General features: G+C 70.3%; 20 protein-coding genes. 12 read left to right on the forward strand and 8 right to left on the reverse strand.

The genetic code is table 11. The annotated features are described in order from the left end of the window. Positions 1–60: 60 nt before the first annotated feature. The gene (locus NBY69_RS19520; protein ID WP_250302308.1) at positions 61–1,386 is read left to right on the forward strand and encodes a YibE/F family protein; all 1,326 of its coding nucleotides are present in this window, start codon (positions 61–63) and stop codon (positions 1,384–1,386) included. Between the two features lie 28 nt (positions 1,387–1,414). Here the strand turns inward: NBY69_RS19520 and NBY69_RS19525 are convergent, their stop codons facing one another. From NBY69_RS19525 to NBY69_RS19540, 4 genes are all read right to left on the reverse strand, one after another. Continuing rightward, on the reverse strand, positions 1,415–1,849 hold the full coding sequence (locus tag NBY69_RS19525; RefSeq protein WP_250302309.1) for an SsgA family sporulation/cell division regulator: 435 nt from the start codon (positions 1,847–1,849) through the stop codon (positions 1,415–1,417). Positions 1,850–1,963: 114 nt separating this feature from the next. Further along, positions 1,964–2,734, reverse strand: coding sequence for an IclR family transcriptional regulator (locus tag NBY69_RS19530; protein ID WP_250302310.1), 771 nt, complete (start codon positions 2,732–2,734; stop codon positions 1,964–1,966). Between the two features lie 204 nt (positions 2,735–2,938). Next, positions 2,939–3,157: a DUF5326 family protein gene (locus NBY69_RS19535; protein WP_250302311.1), complete on the reverse strand. Its 219-nt coding sequence runs from the start codon at positions 3,155–3,157 to the stop codon at positions 2,939–2,941. 157 nt (positions 3,158–3,314) lie between these two features. Continuing rightward, a complete protein-coding gene (locus tag NBY69_RS19540) occupies positions 3,315–3,632 on the reverse strand; it encodes a cupin domain-containing protein (protein ID WP_250302312.1) in 318 nt (105 codons plus the stop codon). 51 nt (positions 3,633–3,683) lie between these two features. Between NBY69_RS19540 and NBY69_RS19545 the strand changes: the two genes are divergently transcribed. The 4 genes from NBY69_RS19545 (at position 3,684) to NBY69_RS19560 (ending at position 6,868) form a co-directional block, all read left to right on the forward strand. Beyond that, a complete protein-coding gene (locus NBY69_RS19545; RefSeq protein ID WP_250302313.1) occupies positions 3,684–4,061 on the forward strand; it encodes a phage holin family protein in 378 nt (125 codons plus the stop codon). A gap of 1 nt (position 4,062) precedes the next feature. Next, positions 4,063–5,226, forward strand: coding sequence for a cystathionine gamma-lyase (locus NBY69_RS19550; RefSeq protein ID WP_250302314.1), 1,164 nt, complete (start codon positions 4,063–4,065; stop codon positions 5,224–5,226). 202 nt (positions 5,227–5,428) lie between these two features. Beyond that, positions 5,429–6,325 (forward strand): LysR family transcriptional regulator, encoded by an 897-nt coding sequence (locus NBY69_RS19555; protein WP_250302315.1) that lies wholly within the window; start codon positions 5,429–5,431, stop codon positions 6,323–6,325. A 60-nt stretch (positions 6,326–6,385) separates the two neighbouring features. Then, the gene (locus NBY69_RS19560; protein WP_250302316.1) at positions 6,386–6,868 is read left to right on the forward strand and encodes an NUDIX domain-containing protein; all 483 of its coding nucleotides are present in this window, start codon (positions 6,386–6,388) and stop codon (positions 6,866–6,868) included. Positions 6,869–6,912: 44 nt separating this feature from the next. On the opposite strand, the gene NBY69_RS19565 is transcribed toward NBY69_RS19560, so the two are convergent. Continuing rightward, positions 6,913–7,542, reverse strand: coding sequence for an HAD family phosphatase (locus NBY69_RS19565; RefSeq protein WP_250302317.1), 630 nt, complete (start codon positions 7,540–7,542; stop codon positions 6,913–6,915). A gap of 76 nt (positions 7,543–7,618) precedes the next feature. Between NBY69_RS19565 and NBY69_RS19570 the strand changes: the two genes are divergently transcribed. Further along, positions 7,619–8,155: a DUF2269 domain-containing protein gene (locus NBY69_RS19570; RefSeq protein WP_250302318.1), complete on the forward strand. Its 537-nt coding sequence runs from the start codon at positions 7,619–7,621 to the stop codon at positions 8,153–8,155. Positions 8,156–8,160: 5 nt separating this feature from the next. Continuing rightward, the gene (locus tag NBY69_RS19575; RefSeq protein ID WP_250302319.1) at positions 8,161–9,015 is read left to right on the forward strand and encodes a GNAT family N-acetyltransferase; all 855 of its coding nucleotides are present in this window, start codon (positions 8,161–8,163) and stop codon (positions 9,013–9,015) included. A gap of 24 nt (positions 9,016–9,039) precedes the next feature. Here NBY69_RS19575 and NBY69_RS19580 read toward each other — a convergent pair whose 3' ends face one another. Then, entirely contained in the window at positions 9,040–10,296 is a 1,257-nt protein-coding gene (locus NBY69_RS19580; protein ID WP_250302320.1) for an MFS transporter, read from the reverse strand. A gap of 167 nt (positions 10,297–10,463) precedes the next feature. On the opposite strand from NBY69_RS19580, the gene NBY69_RS19585 reads away from it, so the two are divergent. From NBY69_RS19585 to NBY69_RS19595, 3 genes are all read left to right on the forward strand, one after another. After that, positions 10,464–10,952: a MarR family winged helix-turn-helix transcriptional regulator gene (locus NBY69_RS19585; RefSeq protein ID WP_250302321.1), complete on the forward strand. Its 489-nt coding sequence runs from the start codon at positions 10,464–10,466 to the stop codon at positions 10,950–10,952. Positions 10,953–10,962: 10 nt separating this feature from the next. After that, positions 10,963–11,415, forward strand: coding sequence for a GNAT family N-acetyltransferase (locus NBY69_RS19590; RefSeq protein WP_250302322.1), 453 nt, complete (start codon positions 10,963–10,965; stop codon positions 11,413–11,415). Between the two features lie 139 nt (positions 11,416–11,554). Continuing rightward, the gene (locus NBY69_RS19595; protein ID WP_250302323.1) at positions 11,555–12,718 is read left to right on the forward strand and encodes a winged helix DNA-binding domain-containing protein; all 1,164 of its coding nucleotides are present in this window, start codon (positions 11,555–11,557) and stop codon (positions 12,716–12,718) included. Between the two features lie 120 nt (positions 12,719–12,838). Here NBY69_RS19595 and NBY69_RS19600 read toward each other — a convergent pair whose 3' ends face one another. Further along, positions 12,839–14,224: a serine hydrolase gene (locus NBY69_RS19600; RefSeq protein WP_250302324.1), complete on the reverse strand. Its 1,386-nt coding sequence runs from the start codon at positions 14,222–14,224 to the stop codon at positions 12,839–12,841. On the opposite strand from NBY69_RS19600, the gene NBY69_RS37390 reads away from it, so the two are divergent. Beyond that, a complete protein-coding gene (locus NBY69_RS37390; protein ID WP_284348578.1) occupies positions 14,223–14,354 on the forward strand; it encodes a hypothetical protein in 132 nt (43 codons plus the stop codon). The two genes, NBY69_RS19600 and NBY69_RS37390, sit on opposite strands and share 2 nt — an antisense overlap. Before the next feature lies 1 nt (position 14,355). Here NBY69_RS37390 and NBY69_RS19605 read toward each other — a convergent pair whose 3' ends face one another. Continuing rightward, positions 14,356–14,925, reverse strand: a complete 570-nt coding sequence (locus NBY69_RS19605; protein ID WP_250302325.1) for a TetR/AcrR family transcriptional regulator — start codon at positions 14,923–14,925, stop codon at positions 14,356–14,358. Positions 14,926–14,996: 71 nt separating this feature from the next. Between NBY69_RS19605 and NBY69_RS19610 the strand changes: the two genes are divergently transcribed. Beyond that, complete coding sequence (locus tag NBY69_RS19610; RefSeq protein WP_250302326.1) at positions 14,997–15,890, forward strand: NADP-dependent oxidoreductase; 894 nt, start codon at positions 14,997–14,999, stop codon at positions 15,888–15,890. Positions 15,891–15,983 lie beyond the last annotated feature (93 nt).

A 15,983-nucleotide genomic window follows, 5' to 3' on the forward strand; every position in this document is an offset into this window, starting at 1 on the left:
CCCCGGGCGCTGAACAGAGGGCCCCCGCCCGGCCCCCTCGGTTCTTGCGATGATCGGCCGGTGACCTCGCTCCAGGAACAGCACAGCCACACGCACGGCCACGGCCCCGCCGCACCGGTGTCGACGCATCTGCGCAAGGTCGTCGCGGCGGTGCTGATTCCCTTCGGTGCGGCGGTGATTGTCGGTCTTGTGGTGCTCTGGCCGGGCGGTGCGCCTCCGCACGCACGCAGCGGTGTCGGCTTCGACCGGCAGACGCAGCAGGGCAGGGTGGTGGCCCTGACGCCGGTCAACTGCCAGGACGTGCAGGCCGGTCAGCCGTCCGCGCCGCCGGGCGGGTCCTCCGCCACGGAGCAGCCGACGAGCCAGGGCGGGCAGGGCGGGCAGGGCAAGCTGTGCAAGAAGGCCAAGGTCGAGGTGGCGAGCGGCAAGGACAAGGGACGTACGTTCACCGAGCTCGTCCAGCCGGACGCACCGCGGCAGTTGCACCAGGGACAGGGCGTGATCGTGGCGTACGCGCCCGACGCACCGCGTGATCTCCAGTACTCGGTGTCCGACGTGGACCGGAAGTTCCCGATGGCGCTGCTGGCCGGCATCTTCGCGCTGGTGGTGGTCGCGGTGGGCCGGATGCGGGGGCTGATGGCGCTGGTGGCCCTGGCCGTCAGCTTCGCCGTACTGACGCTGTTCATCCTGCCCGCGATCCTGCAGGGTTCGAATCCGCTGGTCGTGGCGGTCATCGGGGCGAGCGCGATCATGCTGATCGCGCTCTACACCTGTCACGGGCTGACGGCGCGCACCTCGGTCGCGGTCATCGGCACGCTGATCTCGCTGATGCTGATCGGGCTGCTCGGCTCGCTGTTCATCGGCTGGGCGAGCCTCTCCGGCAACACCGACGACAGCACCGGACTGATCCATGGCCTGTACCCGCACATCGACATGAGCGGGCTGCTGTTGGCGAGCGTCGTCATCGGCTCGCTCGGAGTGCTGGACGATGTGACGGTCACCCAGACCTCCGCCGTCTGGGAACTGCACCGGGCGGACCCCACGATGGGCGCACGCGGGCTCTACCGCGCCGGGATCCGGATCGGCCGCGACCACATCGCGTCGGTCGTCAACACCCTCGTCCTGGCGTACGCGGGCGCCGCCCTGCCGCTCCTGCTGCTGTTCTCCATCGCGCAGAGCAGCGTGGGTACGGTGGCCAACGCGGAGCTGGTGGCCGAGGAGATCGTACGGACCCTGGTCGGGTCCATCGGCCTGGTCGCCTCGGTGCCGGTGACCACGGCGCTCGCGGCGCTGGTGGTGGCCGCGGACCGGCGGAGCGGGGGAGAGGGGCACGCCCCGCCCGGCCGGGCGGTGCGGGGCGGTGGGGGCCGCCGCCGCAGACGCTGATCCAGGTCCGTACCGGGAGGTATCGCGGTCAGCCCGCGTTCTCCTCGGCCAGGATCCGGCCGAGCGCCTCGTCCAGGTTTCCGTCGAAGTCGCCCAGGCTGCGCTCCTGTCCGAGCGGGACGAGCTTGTCGGTGCGGTCGAGGAAGGCGATCAGCGGCGCGCTGCCCGCCCGGAAGAGCGCGCGGTCGGCGCCGACCTGGAGCCGCAGATGGACATCGGACAGTCCCGTCGGCTCGCTGGGTGAGATGTGCACATCGCCGTCGCCCGTGGGGGCGTTGATCCCGTCGAGGAGCAGTTCGCGACCGAACGTCCAGGTCACCGGTGCGTCTCCGGGAAGGTGGAAGGTCATCCGGATCGCATACGGGTCACCCACCTCGTAGCGGAGTTCCACCGGAATACGGAACGAGAGCTCCTCGGAGACGAGGAAGCTCATCATGACCTCTGCCTGGACCGATTCGCGCATGTCCCTACCCCGCAGTAGACGCCGTGTTGGATCGCAAGATGGCCGGGACTGTTCCCTCAGGCCCTCTTGACGTAATCGTGCTGTAAGCGCTAGCGGATCACAAGGAGTGATATTTCAGATACTGATAGAGAACGCGAGCGAACCGAGTAAAGCGCCAACCTCGGACCGTAGCGTTTCGACTGCGGAGCGCAACCGTTCTTCCTCGTTCGCAGGGCCGGAAATGGCCATCGCGGCGGCACCCGATCCGGCCGTGATCGGGATGGCCGCGCAGACCGTTCCGAGGGCGTACTCCTGCTGCTCGACGATCGGTTGCATACGTTCCGCAGCGGCCAGTCGCCGCAGCAGGATGCCCCGGTCACGCACCGAATGGCGGGTCAGCGGACGGACCGGATAGCGGTCCAGATGGTCCTCGCGCGAGGCCGCGTCGAGCTGGCTCAGCAGACACTGACCAAGGGCGTGTGCATGACCGGTTTCACGGAAGTCCGCCCATTCCTCGACAGCGGGCGCGGCGGGTGTGTCGGAGACCGCGACGAGCTCGATCTCGCCCTGGCGGTAGACCGCAAAATAAACCGGAACCCCGAGCGCGTCACGCCAGTGGGTGAGTGAATCGACCAGCGTGGCCCGGCGGTTCTGCACCGCTCCGCCGCCCGCCAGCCGCTCGGCTGCGGGTCCGATGACGAACACGCCGCGCTCGCGGCGCAGATATCCCTCGTGCGTCAGGGTCCGCAGCAGGTGATAGGCGGTGGGGAGGGGGAGTCCCGCCTCCCGGGCGAGCTGTTTGGCGGGGGCTCCGTCGGTGTGGGAGCCCACGGCCTCCAGCAGTCTGAGCGCTCGCTGCACCGAGCCGATCAGCGTGGGAACAGCGGTACGAGGCGTTGTCGCCAAGCGGTCACCCCCAGCATGCGGACGGACACGCCACCCGCCGCGGGGGCTCCCCCGCAGGCCCCGCCCCGCACAAACCGCAGGTCAGAGCGGTTTCAGGCCATTTTTCCCGAGGAGGCGGCAGAGCTTTCCACTCTAATCACAGCCTCCGTCCGGGCGGGGACACAGCTGTCCCCGTTCCCCCGGCCGGGCTAACGGCCGCAGGGGCTACCAGTCGTTCCGCGAGGACGACGAGGAGGTGAACTTCCGTACGACGTAGATGAGTCCGCCGACGAGCGCGACGAAGACCAGCGCCTTGAAGAGCAGCCCGATCACGAACCCGACGACCGTCGCGATGAGGCTGCCGAACACGACCAGGGCGATGACAGGCACCGCGACCCACTTCACCCACCACGGCATTCCCGCGTAAATCTCTCGGACCGCCATCGCCCTTACCTCTTCCTGGGTCTTCCTGGACCACGCCGGCCACTCCGGGTGCTCTGCTTCCGATGCTAAAGGCGCCCGGGGCAGCGGCGGGGGCCTCGCAGCCCTTGAACTCCCCTGAGCCTCCCCCTACGGGACTCCGGGAGATCCCGGCCGGTCCTCAGCCCTCGGGCGGAGAGAAGACCACGAGAACCCGCAGGTCCTCCGAGATGTGGTGGAACTTGTGCGCCACCCCGGCCGGTACGTACACCACACCGCCGCGCGCGACCTCGGTCGTCTCCGTCCCGACGGTGATCGAGGCCCGGCCGCTGACCACGAAGTACACCTCGTCCTGTCCGTGCGGCTGCTGCCGGTCGGTCCCGCCCGCGTCCAGTGCGTACAGCCCGACCGACATGTTCCGTTCGCGCAGGAACTGCAGATACGCGCCGTCGTTGGCAGCGCGCTCCGCCTCCAGTTCGTCCAGCCGGAATGCTTTCATCGCTCTTCAGCCCCTGCACTCGTACCGATCGTGTCTGCCACGATCAGACACATGAAGAATTTTGTAGTCAAGACGGTCGCCAATGCCGCGGCCCTGTTCGTAGCTGTCTGGCTACTCCAGGACATCACGCTGGGGGGCGACTCCACCGGTCGCAAGGCCGTCACGCTGGTCATCGTCGCGCTGGTCTTCGGCGTGGTGAACTTCGTGGTGAAGCCGATCGTGAAGTTGATCTCCTTCCCTCTGTTCATCCTCACCCTCGGGCTGATCACGCTGGTGATCAACGCCCTGATGCTGCTGCTGACCTCCTGGCTGGCGGGCACGCTGAACCTCGCCTTCCACGTCCACGGTTTCTGGACGGCTGTTCTGGGCGGCCTGATCATCTCGATCGTCTCGTGGGCGATGAACCTCGCCCTGCCCGACGAGGACTGAGATGACCACGACGCCCGAGATGCCCGGGACGGCCGCCGGAGACGGAACACGCGCGGTACGGGCCGGGCTGCCCACGCCGGTCAAGTACGAACCGACCCTGCCGGGGCCGGTCTTCGCCGCCCACTACCACCTGCCGGGCGAACCCATAGGGCCGTACACCTACGGCCGCGACACCAACCCGACCTGGACGCACCTGGAAGCGGCCATCAGCGAGCTGGAGTCCCCCCGGGAGCCCGCCGAGACGATCACCTTCGCCTCCGGCATGGCAGCGGTCTCCGCGGTCCTCCTCTCCCAGGCCCGCGCCGGGGACACGGTGGTCCTCCCCGACGACGGGTACCAGGCACTGCCGCTCGTACGCGAACAGCTGGAGGCGTACGGCATCACGGTGCGCACCGCGCCGACCGGTGGCGACGCGCAGTTGCGCGTGCTGGACGGCGCCCGGCTGCTGTGGATCGAGACCCCGTCCAACCCGGGTCTCGACGTCTGCGACGTACGGCGGCTCGTGGCTGCCGCGCACGCGGGCGGAACGCTGGTCGCCGTCGACAACACCCTCGCGACACCGCTCGGGCAGCAACCGCTGGATCTCGGCGCGGACTTCGCCGTGGCGAGCGGCACCAAGGGCCTGACCGGACACGGGGACCTCCTGCTCGGTTACGTGACCTGCCGCGACCCGGAGCTCGCCGCCCGGGTCAGGAAGTGGCGCAAGGTGGTCGGGGCGATCCCCGGACCGATGGAGGCCTGGCTCGCGCACCGCTCGCTCGCCACGATCCAGCTGCGCGCGGACCGGCAGTCGGCGAACGCGCTGGCGCTCGCCGAGGCACTGGGCGAGCGCACGGAGATCACCGGACTGCGCCATCCCGGACTGCCGTCGGACCCCGCGCACCGGACGGCGGCGGGGCAGATGCGCCGCTTCGGCTGCGTGGTCTCGTTCGTGCTGCCCGACCGCGAGCACGCCGAACGCTTCCTGGACGCACTGCGCCTGGTCGACGACGCGACCAGCTTCGGCAGCGTGCGCTCCACCGCGGAGCGACGGGGGCGCTGGGGCGGCGACGCCGTGCCGGAAGGCTTCGTCCGCTTCTCCGCGGGCGTCGAGGACACCGCGGATCTGGTGGCCGACGTACTGCGGGCGCTGGACGAGGCCAGGCTGGAGCAGCCCGCTCCGTAGCCCGGCTACGCGCGACGGACGGTCCGAGCCTCCCCCCTCATGGCTCGGACCGTCCCGGTTCCACGCGCGAAGAACCGTCCGGACAAGGCTAGTTGACCCAGCGTCAGTGTCCAATCACAGGAGCGACAGGGACCTATCGACATATTTATAGTTGTACCCGGGCGGGGATGCCTTCGACGCAGCCAGACAGGAGGGCACGGCCATGGACCTCGCCCTGCTCCGCACCTTCGTCACCGTGCACCGGGCCGGATCGTTCACCCGGGCCGCAGCGCTCCTCGGTCTCTCCCAGCCCGCGGTGACCAGCCAGATCCGCACCCTGGAACGGCAGTTGGGCCGCCCACTGTTCCTGCGACGGGCCCGCGGGGTCACCCCGACCACCATCGGTGACGAACTCGCCCACCGCGCCGCTCCGCACCTGGACGCCCTCGTCGAGATCACCGGGACCGGCCTCGACGAAGAGGCGGGCCCGCGCACCCTGCATCTCGCGGGGCCTCCCGAATTCGTCGCGCTGCGCGCTCTGCCCGCGCTCACGCCTCTCGTTCCGCAGGGCATCGCCTTGCGGGCCTCTTTCGGCCATGCCGAAGAGACGCTGGACGGGCTGGCCGCCGGACACCACGATCTGGCGGTCACCACGGTCCGGCCACGCGGCGGGCTGCTCACCGCGACCGCCCTCTGCGACGAGGAGCACGTCCTGGTCGCCTCGCCCCGCTGGGCCGCCCGCATCGGCCCCGGCACACTGCTGCGCGAGGGACCCTCCGTACTCGAAGACCTGCCGGTGGTGGACGTCCACGAGTCGCTGCCTCTCGTCTCCCGTTACTGGGCCGCCGTGTTCGATACCCGCCCGGCTGCCACGGGGGCCGTCGTCACACCCGACCTGCGCGCTGTCCTGCAGGCCGTCGCCGCAGACGCCGGGCTGGCCGTACTGCCGCGATATCTGTGCGAGGAGGCCCTGGAACGGGGCGGGTTGACGGCTCTGCTCAGCCCTCCGGTGCCGCCGCTGCGCACCTACTTCCTCACCGTGCGCACCGGCACTCTGGCCCTCCCGCACCTGGCCCGTGCCCATGAATGGCTGTTACGGGCTGCCGCCGACTGGTCCTGAAGGGACCTCCTGCTGTGGGAGATGCGTTTCAGAGGGGTGTCCGCGGGCCAATCTCCTTCCATGACCGAACGTCCAGTGGTCAAGCGCACCGCCCGCGCCGTCCTCCTCGACGGCGACCATCTGATCCTGATCAAGCGGACCAAGCCCGGCGTGGACCCGTACTGGGTGACCCCCGGCGGCGGGGTCGAGGCCGAGGACTCCACCGTCGTCGAAGCCCTGCACCGCGAGGTCGACGAGGAACTCGGCGCCAAAATCGTCGATGTGGTTCCCTGCTTCGTCGACACCGTCGAGCACGTCCCCGACGACGGCGGAGTGGCGGGCGTGAAGGTCCAGCACTTCTTCGTCTGCCGCCTGGCATCGATGGACCTGGCTCTGCGGCACGGGCCGGAGATCGAGAAGCCCTGCGGCGACTACGAAATCGTCCGGGTCCCCTTCAGCCGGGTCGGCATCGCCGCCGTCCATCTCGTACCGCTCTCGCTCCGGCACTACCTCGACGGCAACATCGAAGGCGTACGGGCGCTGCAGGCACCCGACCTGGGCTGAGGCAGTCGGCGCCCGCCGCCCGCTCGCTGTCGCGGGTGAGGTCGTCAGCCCTCGGCCAGCAGCCCGTACGCCTCGCGCAGATCTCCGCCCGCGTAGCGGTGCGTGGCCAGCCCCGCCAGCCGGCCGTCCGCGTTCACCGCGACCGCCTCCGGCACCGCGGCGAAGAGCTCCACGTCGGACATCGAGTCCCCGTACGCGACGCAGTCCGCCCGCCCGACGCCGAACTCCGTACAGAGCCGGTCCGCGATCCGTACCTTCGCCGCCGCGCTGAGAATCCCCGCCGGGTCCACCGGCTGTGTGAACGGCACGTCCGGGAAGCGCGAGCCGTGTGCCGCGTGCGCGCCCCAGCCGAGCAGCCGCTCCACGAAGAACGACGGCGAGAGCGAAATGACGGCGCAGTAGTCGCCGCGCTCCCGGATCTCCCGCCAGACCTCCCGGATCCCGGCGAGCCACGGCGCGGCCTCGAAGGCAGCCGTCACGTGGTCCACGGTCAGCCCCGACCACAGGGCATGGACCCGCACCGCGTACTGCGGCGGGCCGATCCGGCCCGAGACGAACTCCCTTTCCAGCACGCCGATCTCGTCCAGCAGCCCCAGCTGCCGGGAGATCTCCACCGGCGCGGCCGAACCGCGTATGAGCGTTCCGTCGAGGTCGAAGAGATGCAGACGTGTCATGTACGCCGAGGCTAGTACAGCCGGTTACTCCCCCTGTCGGACGCCGGAACGGCCGAAGCACGACACCGTGTTTCACGTGAAACCTCTGACCCGTCCCGTACGCCGGGGCGCCCTCGTGATCCATGTCGCCGTCTCGGTGGGTTGGCTGGGCCTCACCGTGGGGCTGCTCGCGCTCGGCATCACGGCGTACACCTGCGACAGCGCGGCCATGACGCAGGCTGCGTACCGCTCCATGAAGGTCTTCGGTGACTGGCTGGTCGTCCCCATCGCCCTGCTCACCCTCATCTCCGGTGTGGTTCTCTCCCTCGGTACGCGCTGGGGCCTGGCCCGCTACCACTGGGTCTGGATCAAGTTCTGGCTGACCCTCGTCACGGTCACTGCCTCGACCTTCGCCCTCCGCCCCACCATCGACGCGGCAGCCGCCTCCGGAATCCCCCACCACAGCCTGGTCGCCGCCCCCGTCGTCGCCTCCACCGCGTACTTCTTCATGACGGCGATCTCCGTGCTGAAGCCGTGGGGCCTGACCCGGTGGGGGGAGAAGAGGCGTGGGGAGAAGAACCGTCAAACATCACGGAAAACGGTGGACGGAGCACCCGCACATCAGCGAGCCTGACCCCCATGCCCTCACCCCTCGACGCGTTGCCCATCCGCCGTCTGACCACCCACGACCTCGTCTCCTGCGCGGACCTCTCCGAGAACCGTGGTTGGCCGCGCGAGGAGCACAAGTGGGGCCTGTTGCTCACGGCGGGAACGGGCTACGGCATCGACGCGCCGGGCGGCAACGGGCTCGCGGGCGCGTGTGTGGTCACCTCCTACGGCCCCGGACTCGCCGCCATCGGCATGCTCCTGGTCGCCAAGGAGTACGTCCGGCAAGGCGTCGGGCGGCGTATGATGCAGCACACGATCGCTGAATTCCAGGACACCGCACTCACCTTGTACGCCACCGAGTCCGGACAGCCGCTGTACGAACAGCTCGGCTTCAAGACCACCGGCAAGGCCACGCGGGTCCTTGGCCGCTTCCAGCCGCACGGGCTGGCGCCGACGGTGGCCACCCGGCCGGCCACGGCGAGCGACCTGCCCGTGATCGTGCGCCTGGACAGTGAGGTGTTCGGCGAGGACCGCACCCACATGATCACGCGGCTGCCCGCCTTCGCCGACCAGCTCCGGGTCGCCGAGGACGCCCACGGCATCACCGGTTACGCGGCGGCCTGGCCCAACATGGACACCCATGTGGTCGGCCCGCTGATCGCCCGCGACACAGCGACGGCGAAGGCTCTGATCGCCTCACTCGCTGCGGGCACCGAGCGCCCGCTGCGTTCCGACATCGACGTCCGTCACGACGAACTCCTCGACTGGCTCAAGAACAGCGGCCTGGAGCCCGTGGGCTCCACCGCAGTGATGGTGCACAAGATCCGCGACCTTCCTGGCGACTGGACCCGGCGCTTCGCACCCCTGACCGTGGCCGCCGGGTAGCCGGGAGCCGGACCGGTCGGCAGGTCAGTGGTGCGCGGGTACCGCGGGCCGCTGCTCGGTCTGCCCGGCCGGCTCGACCTGCTCGGTCAGCGGTGACTGCTCGGCCGCCGTCTCCGTACCGGAAGGGTGCGTGGAACGGCTCCGTCGCTCCAGTGCGCCGGAGACGAGCGCGAGGACCAGTGCCGATCCGGCGAGTACCGCACCGACCCAGTTGGGGGCGGTGTAGCCGAGTCCGGCCGCGATGACGATCCCGCCGAGCCAGGCGGACAGCGCGTTGCCGAGGTTGAAGGCACCGATGTTCAGGGCGGAGGCCAGGGTCGGTGCGCCCGCCGCTCGGTCCAGCACCCGCTTCTGCAGCGGCGGGACGGTCGCGAACCCGAGCCCGCCGATCAGGAAGATCGTGACGGCCGACGCGATCCTGTCGTGCGCGGTGAGCGTGAACAGGGCCAGCACCAGCGCCAGTCCGCCCAGTGACACGTAGAGCATCGGCATCAGCGCCCGGTCCGCGAACCTGCCGCCGATCAGATTGCCGCCGACCATTCCGAGACCGAAGAGCACCAGCAGCCACGTGACGCCCGATTCCGAGAACCCCGCGACCGTGGTCATCATCGGGGAGATGTAAGTGATCGCCGCGAACACCCCGCCGAACCCGAGAACCGTCATCGCCATCGCGAGCAGCACCTGCACATCACGCAAGGCGGCGATCTCGTGGCGCAGCCGTACGCCCTCCGGCCTGGGCTGCTCCGGTACGAGCCTGGCAACGCCGACCAGCCCCAGGACACCGAGCCCGGCGACGAGCAGGAACGTCAGCCGCCAGCCGATGTCCTGGCCGATGAGCGTGCCCAGCGGTACACCGATGACATTGGCCAGGGTCAGCCCGGTGAACATCATCGCGATGGCGCCCGCCTTCTTGTGCGGTGCGACCAGGCCCGCGGCGACGACCGAGCCGATGCCGAAGAACGCCCCGTGCGCGAGCGAGGCGACGATCCGCCCGGCCAGCATCACGCCGAAGACCGGCGCGGTCGCGGAGACGACATTCCCGACGATGAACAGGCCCATCAGCAGCATCAGCATGTTCTTGCGGGAGATGCGGGTGCCCAGCACGGTCATCAGCGGGGCACCGACGACGACCCCGAGGGCGTACCCGGTGACGAGGAACCCGGCCGTGGGGATCGATACCTGGAAGGAGGCCGCGACCTGAGGCAGCAGCCCCATGATCACGAACTCCGTGGTTCCGATACCGAACGCCCCGATGGCCAGGGCGAGGAGCGCGAGTGGCATGGGGTCTTCACCTTCAGAGGAAGCACAGCTTGATTGATTGCAGAAGCGCTTTACTTGCGCAGACAATACTTGCAGGCGCCGATTAATTGCAAGCGCCGACTATCGCGGTTATGTCCTATCCTGGATCTCAGCCGCGCCGGGGCGCAGGACGACGGAGGAGAACACCCATGCCAGCGACCGACCCCGCACTCACCGCCCTCGCCCACGGCTGGTGCGCCCTCTCCCTGCTGCACGGCCGCATCGAGGCCCACACCGAGAAGGCCCTCCAGCGCGGCCACGGGCTCAGCGTGCGCGAGTACTCCCTCCTCGACGTGCTCAGCCGCCAGCACGACGGGCCGGGCGGCCACCTCCAGATGAAGCAGGTCGCCGACGCCGTGGTGCTCAGCCAGAGCGCCACCACCCGGCTGGTCACCCGGCTGGAGGACCGCGGGCTGCTCACCCGCTACCTCTGCGACACCGACCGGCGCGGCATCTACACGGACGTCACCGAGGCCGGACTCGCTCTCCTCGGCGAGGCCCGCCCCACCCACACCGCCGCACTGGGCGAAGCCCTCACCGAGGCCGCCCGGAACCCCGAACTCGCCCCGCTGGTCAGGGCCGTCGAAGAACTCAGGCCGACCGCCCGACCCGTGCGGACGCACCCCACGCACGAGTAGCCTCCGCACCATGAGCGACCTGGAGATCCGCCGCGCGGACGAGAACGACATCCCGGCCATCGTGGCGATGCTCGCCGACGACCCCCTCGGCGCCCGGCGCGAATCCCCGGACGACCTCACCCCGTACACCGCGGCCCACCGACGGATCGCCGCCGACCCCCACCAGCACCTCGTCGTCGCCGTACGCGATGGGCGCGTCGTCGGCACCCTTCAGCTCACCGTCATCCCCGGCCTCTCGCGCCGGGGCGCCACCCGCGCCCTCATCGAAGGCGTACGCGTCCATGCCGACGAACGCGGCAGCGGTCTCGGCACCCGGCTCATCGAGTGGGCTGTCGACACCTCCCGCAGCCAGAACTGCCGGCTGGTCCAGCTGACCTCCGACACCACCCGCACCGATGCCCACCGCTTCTACGAACGGCTCGGCTTCACCGCCACGCACCTCGGCTTCAAACTCCAGCTCTGAGCCGGACCGGCGAAGGCCGGCGGGCTGCGGCCCGGCCCGTGGCACCGGCCCACCGAACCACGGACGCACATCGGCCGGCCGCACACCCACACAGCCGCACCACCGAAGACCGCACCCACGGAACGGACGACCAGGGCCCATGCACCGGATCAGCAACGAACAGCGCCGCACCCGTCTGGGCCGCCGTCACCGCCTCGTCCCCTCCGCACGGGCCACCACCCCCGTCGAAGCCGCGGACGCCGTCGTCGCCCTGCACGCCACCGACGCCGCGACCCTCTACCTCTCCGTCTGCGCACGGCTGACCGACGCCGACTCCGCCACCGTCGAGCGGGCCCTGTACGACGACGTCGCCCTCGTCCGGCTCCTCTCGCTGCGCAACACGCTCTTCGCCATGTCGCGAGAGGTCGCCCCGCACGTCGACGCGTCCACCGCACGCGCCATCGCGGCCAAGGAGCGCAGAACGTTCCTCAAACACCTCGCGGACGACAGCGGGGACCTCGACGAACGTTGGCTCGCCGAGACCGAGGCCGCGACACTCGCCGCGCTCACCACCCGCGGCGCCGCCACCGGGAGTGAACTCTCCGCTGCCGTCCCCGCGCTGCGCACGAAGATCACGGTCTTCCCCGGCAAGAAATGGCAGGCTGAACAGGGCGTCGCGTCCCGTGTCATCCGCCTCCTCGCCGCCGACGGCCACATCCGTCGCGACCGCCCCCGCGGCTCCTGGACATCGAGCCAGTTCCGCTGGACGGCCGCCACCCCCTGGCCCGCCGTCCCGGTCCCCGAGGCCAAGGCGGAAGTGGCCCGCCGCTGGCTCCACTCGTACGGACCGGCCACCGAGGCGGACCTCGCCTGGTGGACGGGGTGGACCCTGACGGACAGCCGCAGAGCGCTCGCGGTGATCGACGCGGAGGAAGTCCAACTCGACGACGGGGTAAGCGGATTCGTCGTCCCCGGCGACACCGCTCCCGAACCGCCTGTCGAACCCTGGGCCGCCCTGCTGCCCGCCCTCGACCCCAGCGCCATGGGCTGGGCGGACCGCACGTTCCACCTCGACGCGGAGCACCGCTCGGCCCTCTTCGACCGCGCGGGCAACATCGGCCCGACCGTGTGGTGGAACGGCAAGATCATCGGCGGGTGGGCACAGCGCGCCGACGGCGAAGTGGTGTGGCGCCTGCTGACGGATCCGGGCCAGGAGGCCGTGGCGGCGATCGGAGTGGAGGCGGCGCGGCTGTCGGAGTGGGTGGGGGACACCCGGATCACGCCGCGGTTCCGGACTCCGCTGGAACGGGAACTGACGAGCTGACCTGTTGGACGCACAGCGCCCAGGACGCCGGATCGCGGGCCGGCCGACCGGGCCCGGATCCGCACATCGAGAGCGCTGATCCGGGCCCTTGCCGCAGCCTTTGCCGCAGCCCTTGTCGCACTACCGGGGAAGGCCGCGCCAGCCTCCCTCGTCGACGCCGCCCGGCACCACCGACGCGGGCTCGTACGGCTGCCGGGTGAACACGAAGGAACCCAGATCCAGATGGCTCACCTTGCCGTCCCGCCGTACGACGCGCAGCGTCTCCCCCGCGTAGTAGCCGTCGAGCCCCGTCCAGGTCCCGTCCTTCTCCGCACGGAAGCTGGAACTCCGCCCGCCGCCCGCCAGCGGGCCGAACTCCACCCCGCCGTCCGCCACCAGCCGCAGACCGGCCACCGTCGTCCCCCAGTACCAGGGCCCGGCCAGCTCCAGCAGCTCCGCGTCCATCTCCGGGAGCGGGCGCCACGGTTGCGGCAGTCCCGGTTCCGCGTCCGCGACGATCCGAACGAGATCAGCGGCCACCGACGGGGTATCGGCCCCCGATGTGGCATTCGCCAGCGCCACCCCGGCCACACCGTCCTCGACGCACACCCACAGCCCGGCGGTGAACCCGGGCAGCGAGCCCGTGTGCCCGACGAGTGTCCGGCCGTCACGGCGGACGAGCTGCACCCCCAAGCCGTAGCCGCCGTCCCACTGACCGGCCTCCGGCGCAGCCGCCGGCGCGCGCATCTCCCGTACGGATTCCGCGCTCAGCACCCGGTCGTCGCCCTGGGCCAGGAACGCGGCGAACCGGCACAGATCCGCGGCCGTCGACCACAACTGCCCCGCGGCTGCCATCAGCCCCAGGTCCTCCGACGGCTCGGGCAGCATCACATCCGCCCACGGATGCACCGCCCATCCCCCGGCATGCGGTGCCTGCGGCTGCGCAGTCGTACGGTCCATCCCCAGCGGTACGCAGATCTCCCGCCGCACCACCTCCGCCCAGGTCTCACCGCGCAGCGCCTCCACCACCGCGCCGAGCAGCGTGTATCCGGGGTTGGAGTAGTGATGGCGCCGCCCCGCCGGATGCAGCGGCGGACCCTCACCGAGCACATCCGCCAGCTCCGGCCGCAGCTCGCTCGACGAACGCTCCCACCACTCGCCCGGCGTCTCGGCCGCCAGACCGGCGGTGTGACCGAGGAGTTGAGCGATCGTCACCGCGCCCACACCGGTGCCCGGGAGGTGCTTCTCCAGCGGGTCCGCGAGATCGAGCAGCCCCTCGTCGCGCAACCGCATCACCGCCACGGCCGTGAACGGCTTGGTGATCGAGCCGATCCGGTACTGCGTGTCCGCGTCCGGCGCGTGCCCGTCCACGCAGCTGCGCGCCCCCGACCACACCAACTGTCCGTCCCGCATCACCGCCCCCACCAGCGACGGCGCACGCCCCTTGGACTGAGCCGTGGCAACCCGGTGCAGGAGAGCCCGCCGGGTACCGGGGAGGAGATCTGTAAAGGAATCCGAAGATGTCATGGTCGAGACCTACCCGATGATCCGGTCCCGGTCGACCCCGTACCCGGCAGGCAGCCCGCACACCGACAAGTCTCGACGGCGCACCACCGGACCGGACCTGATCTCGCGGGCGATGCTCGCAGAGTGGTAGGTCAGGTGACTTCCCAGGCCGCCTCGACCATCTGGAAGATCTCGTCCACCGCGGCCTGCGGATCGTCCGCCTCACGGGCCAGCGAATAGGCGTCGATCACGAACCTCGCGATGGTCCGGCAGGCCGTCGTGGTCTGTGACAGGCCGGGATCGGCAGCGATGGCCGTTGCCAGCGCCTCCGCATGACGCAGCCGCATCGACTCCTCGTACTCCCGCAGGGCACGTGACTCGTCGATCATGCGGTAGATCGGGACGGTGCCGTCCGCCGTGCAGTGCCGGACCATCTCCTGGATCTCGCGGCGCAGCACGGGAATGAGCGGTTCGTGCGGCGCGCGGGTGGTGACCGCCTGCGTGAGGCGTTGCTCGAAGTTGTCGTCCTGCTCGAACACCAGGGCCTCTTTCGAGGCGAAGTGGGAGAAGAGCGTGGTGACGGCCACGTCGGCCTCGGCGGCCACATCGCGGATGCCCACCGCGTCGTACCCGCGATCCAGGAAGAGCCGCAGGGCGGTGTCGGCGATCTTCTGCCGGGTCGCGGCCTTCTTGCGCTCACGGCGTCCGGGCGGCTCGGTCATGCCGCTGACACTATCAAATCCAAAGGAGTAACCGTTTCTAAACAATAACCGTTAGTGCTACGGTCGACCGCATGAAGAGAGTGAGCTTCGCCGAGTTCGGCGGTCCCGACGTTCTCCGCCTCGAAGGCGCCGAGGAGCCCCACGCGGGCCCCGGCCAGATACGCGTCGCCGTGCGGGCGGCGGGCGTGAACCCCGTCGACTGGAGAATCCGTGAAGGCCAGTTCCAGAAGGTCCGCCCGGTCGTCCTGCCCGCCGGAGTCGGGCAGGACGCCTCCGGGGTGGTGGACGAGGCCGGCGAGGGCGTCGAAGGAGTCGAGGTCGGCGACCACGTGTTCGGGCGAGGCTCAAGCACCTATGCCGAGTTCGCCGTGCTGTCGGCCTGGGCCCGGATGCCCGAGGGGCTGACCTTCGAAGAGGCGGCCGGATACCCCTCCGTGGTGGAGACCGCGCTGCGCATCATCCGCCAGGCAGGTGTGCGGCCCGGCCAGACGCTGCTGGTCAGCGGAGCGTCCGGGGGCGTCGGATCGGCAGTACTGCAGATCGCCCGCGACCGCGGCATCACGGTGATCGGCACGGCCGGAGCCGCGAACCAGGACTACCTGCGCAGCCTGGGTGCCCTCGCCACGACGTACGGCGAGGGCTGGTTCGAGCGGGTGCGGCAGCTCGGCCGTGTCGACGCAGCGCTCGATCTGACCGGCTCCGGCGTGATCCGCGAACTCGTCGGACTGACCGGGGACCCGCGGAAGGTGATCTCCATCGCCGATCTCGGCGCGCCGGAGCACGGTGTCCGGTACTCCGGCGTGACCGGGAACGTACCGGAAGCCCTCGCCGAGGCCGTCGGCCTCATCGCACGGGGAAAGCTCCACATCCCGGTCGAGAAGTCGTACACGCTCGCCGAGGCCGCGGCCGCGCACATCGACAGCCGGGCCGGTCACACACGCGGGCGCCGGGTGATCGTCGTCTGAGCCGTTTCCTGCCCGAGGGCACAGCCCGGCAAGCCGCCTTCCTTCCAGCGATCCTGCCCGGACCCACCCGGCGGACGGACGACACGCAAGGAG

It is taken from the genome of Streptomyces sp. A 4/2 (genome assembly GCF_940670765.1).
In the GTDB taxonomy this organism is placed as follows: domain Bacteria; phylum Actinomycetota; class Actinomycetes; order Streptomycetales; family Streptomycetaceae; genus Streptomyces.

Bases quoted from the DNA above. Each gene is read 5' to 3' on its own strand.
- NBY69_RS19525 (WP_250302309.1), bottom strand. From the start codon at position 1,849: ATGCGCGAATCGGTCCAGGCAGAGGTCATGATGAGCTTCCTCGTCTCC.
- NBY69_RS19535 (WP_250302311.1), bottom strand. From the start codon at position 3,157: ATGGCGGTCCGAGAGATTTACGCGGGAATGCCGTGGTGGGTGAAGTGG.
- NBY69_RS19540 (WP_250302312.1), bottom strand. From the start codon at position 3,632: ATGAAAGCATTCCGGCTGGACGAACTGGAGGCGGAGCGCGCTGCCAAC.
- NBY69_RS19545 (WP_250302313.1), top strand. From the start codon at position 3,684: ATGAAGAATTTTGTAGTCAAGACGGTCGCCAATGCCGCGGCCCTGTTC.
- NBY69_RS19550 (WP_250302314.1), top strand. From the start codon at position 4,063: ATGACCACGACGCCCGAGATGCCCGGGACGGCCGCCGGAGACGGAACA.
- NBY69_RS19555 (WP_250302315.1), top strand. From the start codon at position 5,429: ATGGACCTCGCCCTGCTCCGCACCTTCGTCACCGTGCACCGGGCCGGA.
- NBY69_RS19560 (WP_250302316.1), top strand. From the start codon at position 6,386: ATGACCGAACGTCCAGTGGTCAAGCGCACCGCCCGCGCCGTCCTCCTC.
- NBY69_RS19565 (WP_250302317.1), bottom strand. From the start codon at position 7,542: ATGACACGTCTGCATCTCTTCGACCTCGACGGAACGCTCATACGCGGT.
- NBY69_RS19575 (WP_250302319.1), top strand. From the start codon at position 8,161: ATGCCCTCACCCCTCGACGCGTTGCCCATCCGCCGTCTGACCACCCAC.
- NBY69_RS19580 (WP_250302320.1), bottom strand. From the start codon at position 10,296: ATGCCACTCGCGCTCCTCGCCCTGGCCATCGGGGCGTTCGGTATCGGA.
- NBY69_RS19585 (WP_250302321.1), top strand. From the start codon at position 10,464: ATGCCAGCGACCGACCCCGCACTCACCGCCCTCGCCCACGGCTGGTGC.
- NBY69_RS19590 (WP_250302322.1), top strand. From the start codon at position 10,963: ATGAGCGACCTGGAGATCCGCCGCGCGGACGAGAACGACATCCCGGCC.
- NBY69_RS19595 (WP_250302323.1), top strand. From the start codon at position 11,555: ATGCACCGGATCAGCAACGAACAGCGCCGCACCCGTCTGGGCCGCCGT.
- NBY69_RS37390 (WP_284348578.1), top strand. From the start codon at position 14,223: ATGGTCGAGACCTACCCGATGATCCGGTCCCGGTCGACCCCGTACCCG.
- NBY69_RS19600 (WP_250302324.1), bottom strand. From the start codon at position 14,224: ATGACATCTTCGGATTCCTTTACAGATCTCCTCCCCGGTACCCGGCGG.
- NBY69_RS19605 (WP_250302325.1), bottom strand. From the start codon at position 14,925: ATGACCGAGCCGCCCGGACGCCGTGAGCGCAAGAAGGCCGCGACCCGG.
- NBY69_RS19610 (WP_250302326.1), top strand. From the start codon at position 14,997: ATGAAGAGAGTGAGCTTCGCCGAGTTCGGCGGTCCCGACGTTCTCCGC.